The sequence below is a fragment of the Methylotenera sp. L2L1 genome, from assembly GCF_000744605.1.
Classification (GTDB): Bacteria; Pseudomonadota; Gammaproteobacteria; order Burkholderiales; family Methylophilaceae; genus Methylotenera.
Map to the genome: position 1 here is coordinate 81,472 of NZ_JQMG01000001.1, position 17,063 is coordinate 98,534.

A 17,063-nucleotide genomic window follows, 5' to 3' on the forward strand; every position below is an offset into this window, starting at 1 on the left:
ATTGATTTATCGTGTTGATTTTGCTATCGCAATGGTTGAGTTAATATCTTTACGTAAGATTTTACCATTCTTAGTGCGTGGGAAATCTTTTGCTAGATAAACCGTTTTTGGTGATTTATAAGCTGCAAGATGCTGTTTACCGAACTGCAGCAAATCATCTGGCGTGACACTTACTTCTGGTTTCAGAATCACGTAAATAACCACCAGCAACTTATCTTTTTCGATTTCTTCGCCAATCGCCGCGCAATCTGCCACATCAGGGTGACCTTTGTACACGCGCTCAATTTCATAGGGTGATACACGGTAGCCAAAGCTTTTAATAATGTCGTCTTTACGGCCTAGAAACCAGATGTAACCATCAGCATCAAATTTCGCATAATCTCCAGTAAAGAAATAGCCATCATGTTTGTATTTGGCAGTTTCTTCATCCAGATTCCAATAGCGCAAGAACAAGCCAGGGTCTGTATCCGTGACGCAAATCATGCCCTCTTCCCCCGTTGCCACGGATTCACGCGTGTCTGGATTGAGCAACTGGATGTTATGTCCAGGTTGCGGAAACCCAGCTGAACCCGCGCGGATAGGACGGTACCTGCTTTGTGATAAGTAGTATGAAAACTCACTCATCCCCACCGCTTCATAGATATCCAAACCAAAACGTTCACGCCATTGGTTTAACACCTCATCTGACAAGTGCTCACCCGCGCTCATGTAGTGGCGCATACTGGGCAGCTGTTCTTTTGCCGTGGTGGTTTTTTGTAAAATCTGGCGATAGATAGTTGGCACGCCAATAAAGATAGTGGCTTGATGTTTTTGTATGAGGTCTAGCCATTTTTGCGCATCATTTTTACCTTCATGCACAATCACGGTTTTACCTAAGTACAAAGGATCCATCAAACCAGTACCTAGCACGTAGGTCCAGTTAAACTTACCTGAATGCATGATTCTATCTTGAACCTGTTCACTGTAATTAAACCAATACTGTGCTGCAGGCTGACGTCCTAATAAAGCGCGGTGTGCGTGCAGCACGCCTTTAGGATAACCAGTAGTACCAGAGGTATAAACCAGATAAGCAGGATCTTCCGCTTTGGTGAGAGGCATTTCTTCTACTACTCCCACACTTGCCATCGTCATCTCAAGGTCATGCACCACCAATTTACTAGGCACAATTGCCTGTGTTAGTTGCGTTAAGAGCACATATTTTAAGTTGGGCGTATCGCCCAAAGCACCTTCTAGCTGCAACTGCATCGCACTCCATGCGGTAGCATCAGTGACTAATACCGCAGCACCTGAATCTTTAGCCAAATAGGCCACTTCTTCAGCGGTGAGTAAGGTCGATGTAGGCACTGAAATGGCACCCATCTTCATGGCGCCTAAAAAGGCGATTGGATAATCTAAACTATTGGGTAAACGAATTAATACACGATCGCCGACTTTAACGCCTAAGTCACGCAATACCTGTGCAAAAAGATTAGTTTTAAGGGCTAATTCTGCAAAAGTAATGGTAGAAGTGCCTAACGTATCATCTTCTACAATCATGGCAATTTGATTGGCTTGCGCAGTGCCTAAATGCTTATCAGAACAAGCGATACCAATATTAAAATGTTCTGGAATTTGCCAATCCCACTTTGGAAAGTCAGTCAACATTATAAGAGCACTCCATATGGCCAGTTTTCTCGCACAACCTGTGCAGGTAGCAGTTGTAAAACATGCAAAGCAAATTCCATATCGCTGGATTTAAGCGCACGTAGTGCATGTGCCCTTAATAAAGTCTGCAATGCCTTACCAAACATTGGCGGATCTAACATTTCGCCATCGAATTTAATGGCACCTCCAAGCAACGCATCAGCTTCAATCGCCGCTTTTAATATACTCACTTTTTGCGCAACTTCTGTTGGAGATGGTGTGTAAGCTGTTTTACAAAGGTGGATATGTCCAGGGTGGATAACCTGCTTACCTGTTAAGCCCATTGCTGACTCTTTACAGGCGTGCTTGTAGACGACGCGCGACTCGTTATCACCATGTAAATCTAGCCAGCGACGTACATCATGCGGTTCTAGGTATTTTTCTGGCATAGCGCTGGCGCCGATGAGCGTTTCCACCCCGCCAATCACACCCTTACCTGCGATACGTGCTTCAAACATCAATGTATTCATGTAAAACTGTAGTTCATCAATCCAGTTTTCTGGCGTGATCTGAATACCCATCGCTTTGGAAAAGTCATGAATCCCAAACACCACATGCTTAACCGTGGTGTACTGCATTAAATCAGGGGCTATTTTTAACGATTTTGGGTGCTCAATAATTGGCTGAATCGTAATTTTCGGATTAACGCTGAGTAAGAAGCTTGATAAATCACGCACCTCTGCTGCGCCATAAGCCTCGCCAGCTTTAGCTAACATCACGACATCGATGTAATCACCCATGTCGCGCACTAACTGCATGTCTAACTCATACTCATCTGTTCTAAATGAATTAGCACGGATGGCCACAGTGACACGTTCGTTCATTTTGCGTAGCAATGGCAATTCTTGACGCAATAAATCACGGCTCATTGCTTTTTGGCGGCAACCGTCTTCCAAGTCAAAAATCAGCGTGTGCGCATGCGTAAAGTGCGCATGTTTTTTCATACGTGCAGACGCTTGCTCCATATCCTCATAAATACCCAAACTAGGCGCATATTTGACTGGCGGATAATACAACTGGATGCCGGGCCAATAGTCGCCCAGCGCTTTGGCATCGAAAGTGATTGGCTCTTCACCTATATGCATCATCATCTTATTCAGCCTCCTCTAGCTTTTCTAATCTGGCAGTCTTTATTTTGTAAATCATCGCATTTCTTGCTGCTTCTTTTGCACCAGTCGCTTTATTCATCACACTAGTATTGTTAATCAATGCCCAGAATTCATTATCTGGCAGCGCGAGCAAACCGTCGAACACTTGCAACTCTTTTAAGGTCAGCGCGTCGTATTGATGTTGCACAAAGTCTTGCAGCACTATATCCAGCTCCAACAAGCCCCTTCTACAGCGCCATGCGAAGCGCCTTTGCTCTGCATCTCTTAGGTTTTCTGCATTCATCATCATGGCACCTCAAATCGCTTTAATTAATACCGTTTTCTTTATGGCTTTAGCTTCTTTTGCGCGCTCAATTTTCAGGTCTTTAATACTGGCAATCGCAGCATTCGGGTTCAGCTTTTTCGGGCATACATCCACGCAGTTCATAATATTGTGGCAACGATACAAACGGTATGGATCTTCTAAATTTTCCAGACGTTCGGCTTCTGCCTGATCGCGAGAATCGACAATAAAACGGTAAGCCTGCATCAAACCAGATGGCCCAACGAACTTATCAGGATTCCACCAGAAACTAGGACAAGCCGTAGTACAAGCACCGCACATAATGCATTCATACAAACCATCTAACTTTGCTCGGTCTTCTGGGCTTTGCAAACGCTCAGTTTCGGGCAACGGATCATTGTTAATTAAATAAGGCTTTACTGAATTGTAATGTTCAAAGAACTGCGTCATATCAACCACCAAGTCGCGTATCACAGGTAAACCTGGCATTGGTCGCAGCACAACCGGCTGCTCAAGCTCGGATAGCTTGGTGGTACAAGCAAGGCCATTTTTACCGTTAATGTTCATCGCATCACTGCCACACACCCCTTCACGGCAAGATTTACGTAGCGACAAAGTATCATCGTATTGCTTGATACGAATCAGCGCATCCAACAGCATTTGGTCGCCGTCCTGCAATTCAATTTCATAATCTTGCATGTACGGCTTTTTATCTTCGTCCGGGTTGTATCTATAAATAGAGAACTTCATATCAATAAACCCTCGCTTTAGGTACAAATGGCTCTACCGTTAATGGTTGCAAACGCACAGGCTTATAAAGCAACTGATGGTCTTTTTTATAGTAAAGTGAATGCGTTAACCAGTTTTCATCATCACGCTCTGAGAAGTCCTCGCGCGCATGTGCGCCTCGGCTTTCTTGTCGATTGTTTGCGGCATGCATCGTTGCTACAGCCACTTCAATCAAGTTATCCAACTCTAATGCTTCTACTCGAGCGGTGTTAAATACCTGGCTCTTGTCTTTAATTTCAATACGCTGCACACGTTCTGCAATTTCATTAATGCTAGTCACGCCCTGTTGCAACAAATCTGGGAACCTAAATACGCCACAATGGGCTTGCATGGTTTTACGCATTGCAGCGCCAACCTCGGCCACACTCTCGCCATCTTTCTGATTATTTAGACGAGAAATCCGTGCTAATGTTTTATCTACGGCATCTACTGGCAATGGCTTATGTGCCTGATTTAAGGCGATCTCTTGCACCATTTTGTCACCAGCTACTTTGCCAAACACGACTAAATCTAATAGTGAGTTAGAACCCAAGCGGTTTGCACCATGTACTGAAACACACGCGCACTCGCCCACCGCATATAGGCCATTGACCGCTTTTTCACTACCATTCACAGACTCAACCACTTGCCCGTCTAAATTGGTGGGAACGCCACCCATCATGTAGTGAGCTGTCGGCACGATAGGAATTGGATCAACAACAGGGTCAACATTGGCAAAGGTTTTTGCAATTTCACGTATACCAGGCAGACGCTTGCTAATCAGCTCTTCGCCTAAATGGTCTAGCTTTAAATACACGGCATCTTTATTTTTACCTACACCACGGCCGGCTTTGATTTCTGTGGCAATGGCGCGTGAAATAACATCTCGACTTGCCAAATCTTTCGCATTCGGTGCATAACGCTCCATAAAGCGCTCACCTTCCGAGTTGACCAAATAGCCACCCTCACCACGCACGCCTTCGGTAATCAACACGCCTGCGTGTAGAACACCTGTGGGGTGAAACTGCCAAAACTCCATGTCTTGCAACGGCAAGCCTGCACGTACCGCCATACCAAGACCATCTCCGGTGTTGATAAAAGCATTAGTGCTTGCTTGAAATATACGGCCAGCCCCGCCCGTTGCGAGCAAAGTGGTTTTTGCATGCAACACATGAATAGCGCCTGTTTCAATTTCCAAGGCAATCACGCCTAGCACATCACCATCCGCATCGCGGATTAAGTCCAATGCAAACCATTCGACAAAAAACTGCGTGTTTGCACGGATATTGCGTTGATACAAAGTATGCAACATGGCATGTCCTGTTCTATCTGCCACTGCACAGGTGCGGGAAATAGGTTTTTCGCCAAAATTCTGCGTCATCCCACCAAATGGGCGCTGAAATATTTTGCCGTTCTCTAAGCGATCAAACGGCATGCCAAAATGCTCAAGCTCGATAATCGCTTTGGCAGCGTTTTTACACATAAACTCAATGGCATCCTGATCACCTAAATAATCAGAACCTTTAATCGTGTCGTACATATGCCACAGCCAGTTATCACCAGACACATTACCTAAAGCTGCTGCCACACCGCCCTGCGCTGCCACTGTATGTGAACGTGTAGGAAATACTTTAGATAACACCGCCACCTTTACGCCCGCTTCGGCCAACTGTAGAGAGGCGCGCAAGCCTGCACCGCCACCACCGACAATCACTGCATCAAACTGATGATTCTGTATATTCATATGAGACTTAAAGCTTCCATAAAATAATGCTTACCCAGCCCAGGTAACCAATCAACAACATATCAACGACAATCTGCAAAAATGCACGCAACCTTAGATTAAATACATAATCTTTGAATACATCCCGCACCCCAAGCCATGCGTGCGTAAACAAACTGGCAAAAAACACTAGCGTTAACAAGCGCCACCACCAAGGTGACATTAAATCTAGCCATGATGCATAATCGTGTGGCTGCCTAATGGCTAGCACCAATAACATCAGTAACAAATAAACCACCATGGCAACTGCAGAAAGACGCTGCGTTAGCCATAAACGCATGCCTGGATATTTTTTTGTTAGTAGCTCTATCAACATAACCGTGGCTTTTACCAAATATAATAAGCAAACATAAGCATCGAACAGGCGCCTAACACCAGCACAACCCGACTAGAGAGCCTTGCTTTATTGAGCGTCGTCATCCAATGCACATCCTGTCCCAAATGCCTTAACCCTGCATACAGGTGGTGAAAAAATGGCCAGGAAAAACCAATTAAAATAAGCTTTAAGGTCCAGTGCCTAAACATCGCACCCAACTTATCAAAACTTGACTCGCTACTGAGCGAAGTTTGCAGCGCCCAAATCAATGCTGGAATCAATAAAAACAACAACATGCCACTCATTCGATGCAAAATCGACACCACAGCATTAATAGGCAAGCGAATCGTAAAAAGATTAAGATTCTTTGGCCTATTACGCACAGGTACTTGCTTCGACATTTAAGCTGCTCCAGCCACTGCTTTTGATACACGCGCTAACAGACGCGGATCAAATGGTTTAGGGATAATGTATGTTTTGCCAAACTCAAGCGCTTGCAGATTGTAAGCAGTCAACACTTCAGCAGGCACTGGTTCGCGTGCGAGCTCACTTAGCGCATGTGCCGCTGCAATTTTCATCGCCTCCGTGATTTGTTTGGCTTTAGCGTCTAACGCCCCTCTAAATAAATAGGGAAAGCACAACGCATTATTTACCTGATTAGGAAAGTCACTGCGTCCAGTTGCCATTAAAATATCATCACGAATCGCATGTGCCACACTTGGCAACACTTCTGGATCGGGGTTAGCTAATGCAAAAATAATTGGATTTTTTGCCATGCCTTTTATCAGACTGGCATCAAGTGCATTTTTAGCTGAAACGCCAACAAACACATCCGCATCTAGCATTGCATCTGCCAATGTTTTGATACTACTTGGGGTGATTGCAAGCTCACGATTATTATCATGTAGATCAGATCTGTCTGTATCCAGCACGCCTGTTCTATCTACCATCGTGATGTGATTTGCCCCCATACTTTTGAGCAATTTGGCACAAGAACACCCAGCTGCACCTGCTCCCAAAAACACGATCCTTGCAGTTGCTAATGTTTTACCCTGCAAATCCAGCGCATTCAACATCGCGGCAGCCACAATCACCGCAGTACCGTGCTGATCATCATGAAACACCGGAATATCTAACCGTTTTTTCAGTTCATTCTCTATATAAAAACAGTGCGGTGCGGCAATATCTTCCAAATTAATACCGCCAAAGGTTGGTGAAATATTCACCACTGTCTGAATAAACTCATCCGGTGTTTTGGCATTAATCTCAATATCAAATACATCAATCCCAGCAAAGCGTTTAAACAATACAGCCTTGCCTTCCATCACCGGCTTGCTCGCTAACGCTCCCATATCACCCAAGCCCAATACAGCCGTTCCATCGGTGATGACTGCAACCAAATTTCCTTTATTTGTGTACTTATAGGCATTACTTGCATCAGCGTGAATTGCCCTGACAGGCTCTGCAACACCAGGCGTATAGGCAAGCGATAAGTCATCTTGTGTAGCACAAGGCTTTGACGACTCCACACTAAGCTTTCCTGGTATTGGAAACTGGTGGTAATCAAGTGCCCGTTTTTTTAGATCGTCCATTTTTCGCCTTTTCACAACTTACAATTGCCTAAATTTACGCCGTCAAAATATTTTAAAAATCTGCAGCGCTAAGAAGCCGAGTGCAGACAGTACGAGAAGTGCAACAAGCGAAGTCTGACAACGCCAATACTGATTTTCTAAAACATTCACTCAAGCTCACTCATGTAATGATGATCATCGGTTAAACACAAACCTAAGCGCCACTCCATTGGCTTATCACCATAAGTAAACGAAACACGCTCTATACTTAATAATGGAAAACCTTCTTTCAAACCAAGGGCTTTTGATACTTCTTGATCAGCAGCCACCGCCTTCAAGCGCTCCTCAGCACGTATCATGCGTATGCCAAACTGCGATTCGTACATGCTATACATCGAGCCATTACACTCTTCAACCTTATTACCATTTAGCCCTTTAAATGTTGCCGCTGGCACAATCAAATGGTCATAAATGAGCGGACGACCTGAAAAAGTTAACAATCGCTTCACTTCTATCGTTGCTGCGCCAGCCTTAATCTCCAAAATCTTAGCGAGGTAATTATCCGCTTTCGATTTAACGCATGAGATTAGCTCGTTATGTAACAGCTCTTTTTTACCGTCAACCGCAGTTAACCTTAAAAATCTAAGCTTAGTGACCTCTTCACTATGGGTCGCGACAAAAGTGCCTTTACCTTGCCTGCGGATCAAAATGTTTTCAGCAGACAGGCTATCAATGGCCTTGCGCACAGTACCTTGACTCACTTTATAACGTGCAGCCAGCTCTATCTCGCTAGGAATCACGTCACCAGGACCCCACTCGCCCCCAATCAAACTTTGCGTGATCAACACTTTAATCTGATCATACAAAGGCCTGTAACTAGGTGAACTCAATTGCTTATCCATAATTTTTACTACCTATGCATTAGTTAACATCAACTTGCCAAATTTCCATGATTGAATTTATATCATGCAAAATAAAATTAGTCTAGTGTTTTATATCTTATATAAGACATAAGATAAATGTTGACACTTATTTAACTTCATCTATATAATCAAATCCACATCTTTAGAAAGTCATATTGATTATGGAACATCACATCTGCCCACGGCGCTCTATGCTATATGTGCCAGGCTGCAACAAGCATTATCTTGATCGCGCCCGCACGCTAGCTGCTGACTCCGTCATCCTAGATCTGGGTGACCCGATTCTTGTAGATGCAAAAGAGCTATCAAGAGCTAATGTAGTAGAAGCCATTCAGCAAGGTGGTTACGGCTCGCGCGAAGTAGTCGTGCGTGTGAATAATCTAGATTCCATCTGGGGGCTAGATGACATTCGCGCTGTAGCCAATATTGGTGCAGATGCGATTCTTTTTCCTAATATTGAATCACGAGAAGATGTACTCAAAGCACAGGCATATTTAGATGAAGCTGGCGGTAGCCATATGCCTATCATGGTAATGATAGAAAGCCCGCTTGCTGTATTAAATGCCAAAGAAATCGCCGCTGCGTCAGATAGAATCATCTGCATGGTGATGGCAACCTCGGACTTAATCTCTCAGCTACATGCCCATGTGACGCATGAACGCTCTGCGATCTTAACTTCGCTATCATTGGTGATTCTAGCGGCACGCGCCTATGGCAGAAGCGTGATAGATGGCATCACTAGCGATTTCAAAAACATGCACTCTTTTGAGTATGCATGCAGATTGGGGCGCGACATGGGCTTGGATGGAAAGTCACTAGTGCACCCTGCTCAAATTGCTTACTGTAATGATGCATACACACCAAAAGCCTCAGAAGTAGCTAACGCAAGGCTCATTATCACCGCACTGAAAGAAGCGAATGAGGCGGGCCGCGGCACAGTAGTTGTGAACGACAAATTAGTCGAGCATCACCATATTAAAGCAGCACAGCGCTTGATTAAACTCCATGAAGCAATCATTGAGCTTGAAGAAGAATACATATAAATGGCGACTATCATGCAATCAAACAAAACATCATCAGGACGGTTTTTTGAGCACTTCACATTAAACGAAGTAATTCATCACGCTACCCCGCGCACCATTACAGCTGGTGATGTCGCGCTTTATATCGGATTAACCGGTAGTCGTAATCCATTGCATTGCAGCGAGCCTTTTGCGCAAAGCGTGGGCTACCAATCTGCCCCAATAGATGACTTACTTACGTTTCATATCGCTTTTGGCAAAACCGTACCTGATATTTCTGTGAACGCAGTGGCAAATTTAGGCTATGCAGATGTGCGCTTCTTACAGCCCGTATCTATAGGCGACACACTAAGCACATCCAGCCAAGTGATAGGACTTAAACAAAACTCCAACGGTAAAAATGGGGTGGTCTATGTACGCTCAACCGCCGTTAACCAACATAAGCAACCCGTTTTAAGCTGGGTGCGTTGGGTGATGGTGCACAAAAATGACACTAGCGCCCCAGCGCCTGAAACTACAGTGCCTGAGTTACCGGCGTTTGTTGCAGCGAACCAACTAAACATCCCTGCATATTTAACGGCAAACCATTTTGACCAACAAGCGACAGGTGGCCAATTCTACTGGGAAGACTATCAAGCAGACGAGCGCATTAACCACGCCGCTGGCATGACCATCAACGAAAGCGACCACTCGCTAGCTACGCGTCTTTATCAAAATAATGCGCGCTTGCATTTTGATGCGCATTTAATGCAGTTCTCCTCCTTCGGCAAACGCTTGGTGTACGGCGGCATCGTTATTTCTGCATGCCGAGCATTGAGTTATGAAGGGCTAGAGAATGCCATCAGCATTGTTGCCATTAACGCAGGTACACATGCAAACCCATGCTTTGCGGGCGACACCATTTATACATTTACCGAAGTGTTAGATCGCTGGGAATTGCCAAACAGAAGCGATGTTGGTGCGCTCAGGTTACGCATGATAGGCATCAAAAACATGAGTTCAGCCGATTTGGCAGAAACCAAACAATTTAACAGTTACCACCCTAATGTAGTACTTGATCTTGATTACACGGTACTTATGCCACGCAAAGGAAATCAATAATGGCTGTGACTCTAACCCCAAAACACCCGAACGAAGCGCTATTTGGCGGCGAAAAACCATTCCCGCTGATTCCTGCCTGCGAGCACTTTGCTGGCAGTGAAAAACTCATATTAAAAGCACTATCACTGCAAGATAGCATTGGTGCTGTCTTTGATATTACTTGTGACTGTGAAGATGGCGCAGCTGCCGGACAAGAGCGTGAACATGCAGAAATGATCGTTCGTGTATTAAATTCGGATGTGAACAAACACAAAATGGCAGGCGCACGTATTCATGATTACACCCATCCGGGATGGAAACTAGATATCGACATCTTAGTTGCTGGTGCAGGCAAGGTATTGAGCTACATTACGATTCCTAAATGTACTGATATCAGCCAAGCCAGTGAAATGATTCAATACATTCAAAAAGTGGCTAAACAAAATAACATTGAACGTGTGATTCCAATTCACATCTTGATTGAAACACACGGCGCACTCAAACAAGTGCACGAAATTGCCGCACTACCATGGTTGCAAGTACTGGATTTTGGCTTGATGGATTTTGTCAGTGCGCATCATGGTGCAATCCCTGCAAGCGCGATGCGTAGCCCTGGCCAGTTCGAACACCGTCTTTTAGCGCGTGCGAAATCAGAAGTAGTTGCCGCAGCGCTCGCCAATGGCGTTGTTCCTGCGCATAACGTCACACTAGACTTAAAAAATGTAGAAACGACATTAAACGACGCCAGCCGCGCACGCAATGAGTTTGGTTTTATGCGCATGTGGAGCATTTACCCGACACAAATTCAGGCCATTGTGGATGCGATGAAGCCCAACTTTGATGAGGTGATTGATGCCGCCAACATCCTGCTTGCCGCACAACAAGCCGATTGGGGGCCGATTCAATACAATGGTGAGTTACATGACCGTGCAACCTACAGATACTTTTGGGAAGTGTTGCAAAAAGCCAGACTTACCCGAGTAGAAATTTCTGCAGAAGCGACTGCAGCATTTTTTTAAACAACTAACCATCCAGCAACCTAACACCAATCGGCATGTATTTATGCTGCCGACAGGATGGGCTTTTAATTCAACCCACGCTGTCATAGCAATCTCGCGTGATTAAAATGAACTAAAGGAAGTAGCAACATGAGCAAACAAGCGACCGCAGGTAGCCGTTTCAGAGCCGCATTAAGCGCAGAAACACCTTTACAAATCATAGGTGCAATCAACGCTTATCATGCATTACTCGCCACGCAAACTGGTTACAAGGCTTTATATTTATCCGGTGGCGGAGTTGCTGCAGGCTCACTAGGTATTCCGGATTTAGGCATATCCACACTGGAAGATGTGCTGATTGACGTACGTAGAATCACCGATGTGACAGAGACACCGTTACTAGTGGATATCGACACTGGCTTTGGCGGCGCATTCAACATTGCTCGCAGTATCAAAAGCATCATTAAAGCTGGCGCAGGCGCGGTACATATTGAAGACCAAGTGCAAGCGAAGCGCTGCGGCCACCGCCCCAACAAGGCGATTGTCAGCCAAGCTGAAATGGTAGACCGCATTAAAGCCGCTGTGGATGCAAAAACGGACCCAGATTTCGTGATTATGGCGCGCACTGATGCACTGGCAGTCGAAGGCCTGCAATCCGCAATTGACCGCGCCTGTGCCTGTGTTGAAGCTGGCGCAGACATGATCTTCCCCGAGGCGATCACTGAACTCAGCATGTATCAACAGTTTGCAGATGCAGTGAAAGTGCCAGTGCTCGCCAACATTACCGAGTTTGGCTCCACGCCACTATTCACCGTAGATGAGTTACGCAGTGCGCATGTGAGCATGGTGCTCTACCCGCTTTCAGCATTTAGAGCCATGAATCAGGCTGCGCTGAATGTGTACCAAGCTGTACGCAAAGACGGCACACAAGCTAATGTAGTTAGCACTATGCAAACACGCGCAGCACTGTACGAACACCTGAACTATCACGCTTACGAGCAAAAGCTGGACGCATTATTTAAGGGAGAAAAGTAGCATGACACAAGCCACCACTACTCAAGAACCTAAAAAGAAAAAAGGCGTAGCCCTTGCCGGCATTTCCGCAGGCACTACGGCAATCTGTACCGTTGGCCACACTGGCAATGATTTACATTACCGCGGTTACGACATTATCGAACTAGCAAAATCTGCAACATTTGAAGAAGTAGCTCACCTGTTGATTCATGGCGCACTGCCAAATAAAGCAGAACTGGCTACCTACCATCAAAAACTGAAGAAGTTACGTGGCCTGCCCGATGGCTTAAAAAAGGTATTAGAGCAAATTCCGGCGAATGCACACCCGATGGATGTGATGCGCACCGGCTGCTCTATGCTAGGCACACTAGAGCCTGAATCAAGCGACCGCAATATTGAAGATGCAAAAAACTTGGGCGATAGACTAATTGCCTGTTTTGGCTCTATTTTGATTTACTGGTATCACTTTAGCCACAACCAGAAGCGTATAGAAGTCGAAACCGACGAAGACTCGATTGCCGCACATTTCCTACATTTGCTGCATGGCAAAAAACCATCTGATTTACACATCAGTGCCATGAACACATCGCTTGTACTGTATGCAGAACATGAATTTAACGCCTCAACCTTTACGGCGCGCGTGGTGGCAGGCACCCTATCCGATATGTACTCGTGCATTACCGGCGCCATTGGCGCACTGCGCGGACCTAAACACGGCGGTGCGAATGAAGCCGCCATGGAAATCATTGAACGCTACAAAACCGCCGATGAAGCCGAGGCCGATATCATGCAACGCATGGCGCGCAAAGAAATCATTATCGGCTTTGGTCACCCTGTTTACACCATTGCAGACCCAAGAAACGAATCCATCAAAGCCGTTAGCCGCAAGTTATGTGAAGATAACGGCAACATGACCTTATTTGATGTGTCCGCTCGCATTGAAGAAACCATGTGGCGCGAGAAAAAAATGTTCCCTAACCTGGATTGGTACAGCGCATCCAGCTACCACATGATGGGCATCCCAACCGGCATGTTCACCCCGATTTTTGTGATCTCACGCACCACAGGCTGGGTCGCCCATGTGATTGAACAACGCATTGATAACAAAATCATCCGCCCTAATGCGGAGTATATCGGCCCGGAAAATCGGGCATATGTACCGTTAAATATGCGCTAATCCATACATCCGTCATTCCCGTGCAAACGGGAATCCATTTCAAAATAGCAAGTAGTAGCAAAGTGGATTCCCACTTTCGTGGGAATGACGGATTAACTAAAAATTATTTTTATATTGAAAGTGTTTAACCATGTCAGCTCACATCTCAAACGTCCGTCCCGCACCTGACCAAGTCATTGTTGATATTGCCAATTACGTTGCTGATTTTGAAATCAATAGCGACGAAGCCTATGACACCGCACGCAATTGTCTGATGGATACATTAGGCTGTGGGTTTGAAGCATTGGATTACCCGGCTTGCACTAAGTTACTCGGGCCTGTGATTGCTGGCACTGTGGTGCCTAATGGCGCAAAAGTACCGGGCACTAACTTCCAGCTTGACCCTATCCTGGCCGCATTCAATATTGGCGCTATGATCCGCTGGTTAGACTTTAACGATACATGGCTGGCCGCAGAATGGGGCCATCCGTCTGATAATCTGGGTGGTATTTTAGCGGTGGCAGATTACATGTCGCGCAAGAACATTACGGAAGGCAAAGCACCGCTGACGGTAAAAGACGTACTTACTTCCATGATTAAAGCCCATGAGATTCAAGGCGTGCTGGCATTAGAAAATAGCTTTAACCGTGTGGGTTTAGACCACGTGATTTTAGTGAAAATCGCCTCTACCGCAGTGGTGGCCAAACTACTAGGCGGCAATAAAGAAGATATTATCAATGCTGTTTCTAATGCTTTTGTTGACGGCCAAAGCTTACGTACCTATCGCCACAGCCCGAATACCGGCTCACGCAAATCTTGGGCGGCTGGCGATGCCACCTCACGCGCGGTAAGGCTGGCTTGGATGACGATGCAAGGCGAAATGGGCTACCCCTCTGCGCTCACTGCAAAAACTTGGGGCTTCTATGACGTGCTATTCAAAGGCAACGCGTTTAAATTCCAACGCACTTACGGCTCTTATGTGATGGAGCAAGTGCTTTTCAAAATCTCGTTCCCAGCAGAGTTCCATGCACAAACAGCGGTGGAATGCGCATTGCAGCTAAATAAAGAAGTCGGCAACCGACTGCAAACTGTAGACCAAATTGCAGAAATCGACAAAATCGTGATTACTACGCACGAGTCTGCAATCCGCATCATTGATAAAACCGGCCCGCTTGATAACCCAGCTGACCGCGACCATTGTATTCAGTACATGGCAGCCATCGGTCTATTAAAAGGTAATCTAACAGCGCAGGACTATGAAGATGAAGCCGCAGCGGACCCACGCATTGATGCTATTCGCAGCAAAATGACCTGTGTAGAAAAAGCAGAATACACGCGCGATTATCTAGACCCAGAAAAACGCTCGATTGCTAACGCGATTCAAATCTTCTTTAAAGATGGCTCCAGCTCCAGCAACATCGCCGTTGAATACCCTATCGGGCACCGCCGTCGCCGTGGTGAAGGCATCCCTGAATTAGTGAAAAAATTCAAAATCAATTTAGCACGTAGATTTGATACTAAGAAACAAGCAGATATTTTGGCTTTATGCTTGGCACAGAATACGCTAGAAACGATGCCAGTAAATGAGTTTGTAGATATGCTCTGGCAAGGCTAATCAATAGGCGGGCGAAATCATCAATTTTGCCCGCTCACACTAAACCTGCCAATCAATCGGTTCTTCACCGCGCTTTTTCAGGTATTCATTAATACTCGAGAATTGGTGATTACCAAAAAAACCGCGATGTGCTGACAATGGCGATGGATGGACTGACTTCAATACCAAATGCTTTTTCGGGTCTATCATCTCGCCTTTTTTCTGCGCATAACTCCCCCACAGCACAAACACCAAACCTTCTCGATGCTGGTTTAAAGCTGCAATCGCCGCATCGGTAAATGTTTCCCAACCACGCTTCTGATGTGACCCTGCGTTACCCATTTCCACCGTCAACGTTGCATTTAACAGCAGCACGCCTTGATTCGCCCAAGACGTCAAATCGCCTTTACCTCGCATTTTAATGCCAAGGTCACTTTCAATTTCCTTAAAAATATTGAGCAACGAAGGTGGTAAAGCAATACCTTCCGGCACAGAAAAACTCAAGCCATGCGCTTGAGGCTGCCCTTTATACAGTCCATGATATGGATCTTGCCCGATAATCACCACGCGCACTTTATCAAACGGCGTATGATTAAACGCATTAAAAATCAATGAACTAGGTGGAAATATGGTCTTACCAGCGGATTTTTCCTGCATTAAAAAAGCACGAAGCGACTGCATGTAAGGCTTAGCTAACTCCTCACCAATAACAGCCTGCCACGATGAGTGAAGTTGACCAGTTTTTTCTTGTGGCATTTGAGAAAGTCAGAGTGATGAAGATAGGCTCATTATAGACCGAAGTGGCTACTCATTTTATATGGCAAATATTCGCGAGACTGCCCACCCTATGACACTCACATTGTTTACCTATTTGCCATTATTTGATAATGATTCTCATTTACTATAGAATGATTTTATCTAAAACACAGGGTCATAAAATGAGAATACTAAAAAAACTAATCCTCCCATTAAGCGTAGCGCTCATCCTAAATGCCTGCACAGGCATTCCTAAGCATCAAAACAATGCCGGGTTTTATTTAACCGAAGCTAAAGCGCATTTGGCACGCGGAGATCGTGCATCAGCAATCAAATCACTGAATCAAGCCATTCTCTTAAATCCAGATAAGGCAGATTACTATGCAAGACGCGGCCATATTTATGCCGAACTGAATAAAATGTCAGAAGCGTCACAAGACATAGATAAAGCATTAAAATTGGATCAAAACCACGCAACCGCTAACTTTGACCACGCACAAATTCTTATCGTACAAGGGAAACATGCCGAAGCACTTAACGCCATTAATCATGCGATCCAGCTGACCCCAAATAGCCCACGTTATCTTGGTGCGCGTTGCGTCATCCTTGTTGCATCCAATCCACATATAGATGGCTTACAGGATTGTAGTACTGCCCTTACTATCAAAAATGGAGAGAGTATTGCCTATACCGCTCGCGGACAAGCTTATCTGCTACTAAACAGAAATATAGAAGCACAAGCAGATTTTGATGCCGCATTAAAGATTAGCCCTAACAATATGCGCGCTTTGTATGGCCGCGGCTTGGCTCGACAAAAACAAGGTGATGTAAAAGGTGGAGCAAAAGACATAGAGACCGCAAGCGCTCGCTTACCTGGCGCTGGTAGGGAGTTTGCTACTTACGTACGCAATTCTTAACAATTAATCACCACTATGAGTAGGGGGTAATGATAGCTGCATAAATAAAAGCTTTTTGCACTCCCTACGACTAGGGTAAAATACGGTTTC

At 45.4% G+C, this 17,063-nt stretch carries 17 protein-coding genes; 7 read left to right on the forward strand and 10 right to left on the reverse strand.

Annotated features, from left to right (window positions below; all coding sequences use genetic code 11):
• Window positions 1-6: 6 nt before the first annotated feature.
• The 9 genes from FG24_RS00370 to FG24_RS00410 form a co-directional block, all read right to left on the reverse strand.
• Window positions 7-1,644, reverse strand: coding sequence for an acyl-CoA synthetase (locus tag FG24_RS00370; RefSeq protein ID WP_036299836.1), 1,638 nt, complete (start codon window positions 1,642-1,644; stop codon window positions 7-9).
• Entirely contained in the window at window positions 1,644-2,774 is a 1,131-nt protein-coding gene (locus FG24_RS00375; protein ID WP_019899227.1) for an HpcH/HpaI aldolase/citrate lyase family protein, read from the reverse strand. Before FG24_RS00375 ends, FG24_RS00370 begins: the two co-directional genes overlap by 1 nt.
• Before the next feature lies 1 nt (window position 2,775).
• Complete coding sequence (locus FG24_RS00380) at window positions 2,776-3,078, reverse strand: succinate dehydrogenase assembly factor 2 (protein WP_036303767.1); 303 nt, start codon at window positions 3,076-3,078, stop codon at window positions 2,776-2,778.
• 9 nt (window positions 3,079-3,087) lie between these two features.
• On the reverse strand, window positions 3,088-3,825 hold the full coding sequence (locus FG24_RS00385; protein WP_036299840.1) for a succinate dehydrogenase iron-sulfur subunit: 738 nt from the start codon (window positions 3,823-3,825) through the stop codon (window positions 3,088-3,090).
• 1 nt (window position 3,826) lies between these two features.
• Entirely contained in the window at window positions 3,827-5,587 is a 1,761-nt protein-coding gene (gene sdhA, locus FG24_RS00390; protein WP_036299842.1) for a succinate dehydrogenase flavoprotein subunit, read from the reverse strand.
• Between the two features lie 7 nt (window positions 5,588-5,594).
• Entirely contained in the window at window positions 5,595-5,942 is a 348-nt protein-coding gene (gene sdhD, locus FG24_RS00395) for a succinate dehydrogenase, hydrophobic membrane anchor protein (RefSeq protein WP_036299843.1), read from the reverse strand.
• Window positions 5,943-5,953: 11 nt separating this feature from the next.
• Window positions 5,954-6,343 (reverse strand): succinate dehydrogenase, cytochrome b556 subunit, encoded by a 390-nt coding sequence (gene sdhC, locus FG24_RS00400; protein WP_036299844.1) that lies wholly within the window; start codon window positions 6,341-6,343, stop codon window positions 5,954-5,956.
• Window positions 6,344-7,534: a malic enzyme-like NAD(P)-binding protein gene (locus FG24_RS00405; RefSeq protein ID WP_036299845.1), complete on the reverse strand. Its 1,191-nt coding sequence runs from the start codon at window positions 7,532-7,534 to the stop codon at window positions 6,344-6,346. It abuts the gene before it with no gap.
• A gap of 146 nt (window positions 7,535-7,680) precedes the next feature.
• Window positions 7,681-8,415 (reverse strand): GntR family transcriptional regulator, encoded by a 735-nt coding sequence (locus FG24_RS00410; protein ID WP_036299846.1) that lies wholly within the window; start codon window positions 8,413-8,415, stop codon window positions 7,681-7,683.
• Between the two features lie 182 nt (window positions 8,416-8,597).
• Between FG24_RS00410 and FG24_RS00415 the strand changes: the two genes are divergently transcribed.
• The 6 genes from FG24_RS00415 (at window position 8,598) to FG24_RS00440 (ending at window position 15,321) form a co-directional block, all read left to right on the forward strand.
• Complete coding sequence (locus FG24_RS00415; RefSeq protein ID WP_200876855.1) at window positions 8,598-9,479, forward strand: HpcH/HpaI aldolase/citrate lyase family protein; 882 nt, start codon at window positions 8,598-8,600, stop codon at window positions 9,477-9,479.
• 12 nt (window positions 9,480-9,491) lie between these two features.
• Window positions 9,492-10,559, forward strand: a complete 1,068-nt coding sequence (locus tag FG24_RS00420; protein WP_036303768.1) for a MaoC family dehydratase — start codon at window positions 9,492-9,494, stop codon at window positions 10,557-10,559.
• Window positions 10,559-11,557 carry an HpcH/HpaI aldolase/citrate lyase family protein gene (locus tag FG24_RS00425; protein ID WP_036299853.1) on the forward strand — a complete coding sequence of 333 codons (999 nt, stop codon included), beginning with the start codon at window positions 10,559-10,561 and terminating at the stop codon, window positions 11,555-11,557. The genes FG24_RS00420 and FG24_RS00425 overlap by 1 nt, the downstream gene beginning before the upstream one ends.
• Window positions 11,558-11,686: 129 nt before the next feature.
• Window positions 11,687-12,571 carry a methylisocitrate lyase gene (prpB, locus tag FG24_RS00430; RefSeq protein WP_036299855.1) on the forward strand — a complete coding sequence of 295 codons (885 nt, stop codon included), beginning with the start codon at window positions 11,687-11,689 and terminating at the stop codon, window positions 12,569-12,571.
• 1 nt (window position 12,572) lies between these two features.
• Complete coding sequence (prpC, locus tag FG24_RS00435; RefSeq protein ID WP_036299857.1) at window positions 12,573-13,727, forward strand: bifunctional 2-methylcitrate synthase/citrate synthase; 1,155 nt, start codon at window positions 12,573-12,575, stop codon at window positions 13,725-13,727.
• Window positions 13,728-13,857: 130 nt separating this feature from the next.
• Window positions 13,858-15,321 (forward strand): bifunctional 2-methylcitrate dehydratase/aconitate hydratase, encoded by a 1,464-nt coding sequence (locus tag FG24_RS00440; RefSeq protein WP_036299858.1) that lies wholly within the window; start codon window positions 13,858-13,860, stop codon window positions 15,319-15,321.
• A gap of 39 nt (window positions 15,322-15,360) precedes the next feature.
• Here the strand turns inward: FG24_RS00440 and ung are convergent, their stop codons facing one another.
• A complete protein-coding gene (ung, locus tag FG24_RS00445) occupies window positions 15,361-16,056 on the reverse strand; it encodes a uracil-DNA glycosylase (RefSeq protein ID WP_036299860.1) in 696 nt (231 codons plus the stop codon).
• 182 nt (window positions 16,057-16,238) lie between these two features.
• On the opposite strand from ung, the gene FG24_RS00450 reads away from it, so the two are divergent.
• Entirely contained in the window at window positions 16,239-16,973 is a 735-nt protein-coding gene (locus FG24_RS00450) for a tetratricopeptide repeat protein (RefSeq protein WP_160172168.1), read from the forward strand.
• The last annotated feature ends 90 nt before the right edge of the window (window positions 16,974-17,063 follow it).

Excerpts from the sequence above, each read along its gene's own strand:
- prpC (WP_036299857.1), top strand. The coding sequence starts at position 12,573 with ATGACACAAGCCACCACTACTCAAGAACCTAAAAAGAAAAAAGGCGTA.
- FG24_RS00410 (WP_036299846.1), bottom strand. The coding sequence starts at position 8,415 with ATGGATAAGCAATTGAGTTCACCTAGTTACAGGCCTTTGTATGATCAG.
- FG24_RS00415 (WP_200876855.1), top strand. The coding sequence starts at position 8,598 with ATGGAACATCACATCTGCCCACGGCGCTCTATGCTATATGTGCCAGGC.
- sdhA (WP_036299842.1), bottom strand. The coding sequence starts at position 5,587 with ATGAATATACAGAATCATCAGTTTGATGCAGTGATTGTCGGTGGTGGC.
- FG24_RS00425 (WP_036299853.1), top strand. The coding sequence starts at position 10,559 with ATGGCTGTGACTCTAACCCCAAAACACCCGAACGAAGCGCTATTTGGC.
- prpB (WP_036299855.1), top strand. The coding sequence starts at position 11,687 with ATGAGCAAACAAGCGACCGCAGGTAGCCGTTTCAGAGCCGCATTAAGC.
- ung (WP_036299860.1), bottom strand. The coding sequence starts at position 16,056 with ATGCCACAAGAAAAAACTGGTCAACTTCACTCATCGTGGCAGGCTGTT.
- FG24_RS00420 (WP_036303768.1), top strand. The coding sequence starts at position 9,492 with ATGCAATCAAACAAAACATCATCAGGACGGTTTTTTGAGCACTTCACA.
- FG24_RS00440 (WP_036299858.1), top strand. The coding sequence starts at position 13,858 with ATGTCAGCTCACATCTCAAACGTCCGTCCCGCACCTGACCAAGTCATT.
- FG24_RS00385 (WP_036299840.1), bottom strand. The coding sequence starts at position 3,825 with ATGAAGTTCTCTATTTATAGATACAACCCGGACGAAGATAAAAAGCCG.
- FG24_RS00405 (WP_036299845.1), bottom strand. The coding sequence starts at position 7,534 with ATGGACGATCTAAAAAAACGGGCACTTGATTACCACCAGTTTCCAATA.
- FG24_RS00380 (WP_036303767.1), bottom strand. The coding sequence starts at position 3,078 with ATGATGAATGCAGAAAACCTAAGAGATGCAGAGCAAAGGCGCTTCGCA.
- FG24_RS00450 (WP_160172168.1), top strand. The coding sequence starts at position 16,239 with ATGAGAATACTAAAAAAACTAATCCTCCCATTAAGCGTAGCGCTCATC.
- sdhD (WP_036299843.1), bottom strand. The coding sequence starts at position 5,942 with ATGTTGATAGAGCTACTAACAAAAAAATATCCAGGCATGCGTTTATGG.
- FG24_RS00370 (WP_036299836.1), bottom strand. The coding sequence starts at position 1,644 with ATGTTGACTGACTTTCCAAAGTGGGATTGGCAAATTCCAGAACATTTT.
- FG24_RS00375 (WP_019899227.1), bottom strand. The coding sequence starts at position 2,774 with ATGATGATGCATATAGGTGAAGAGCCAATCACTTTCGATGCCAAAGCG.
- sdhC (WP_036299844.1), bottom strand. The coding sequence starts at position 6,343 with ATGTCGAAGCAAGTACCTGTGCGTAATAGGCCAAAGAATCTTAATCTT.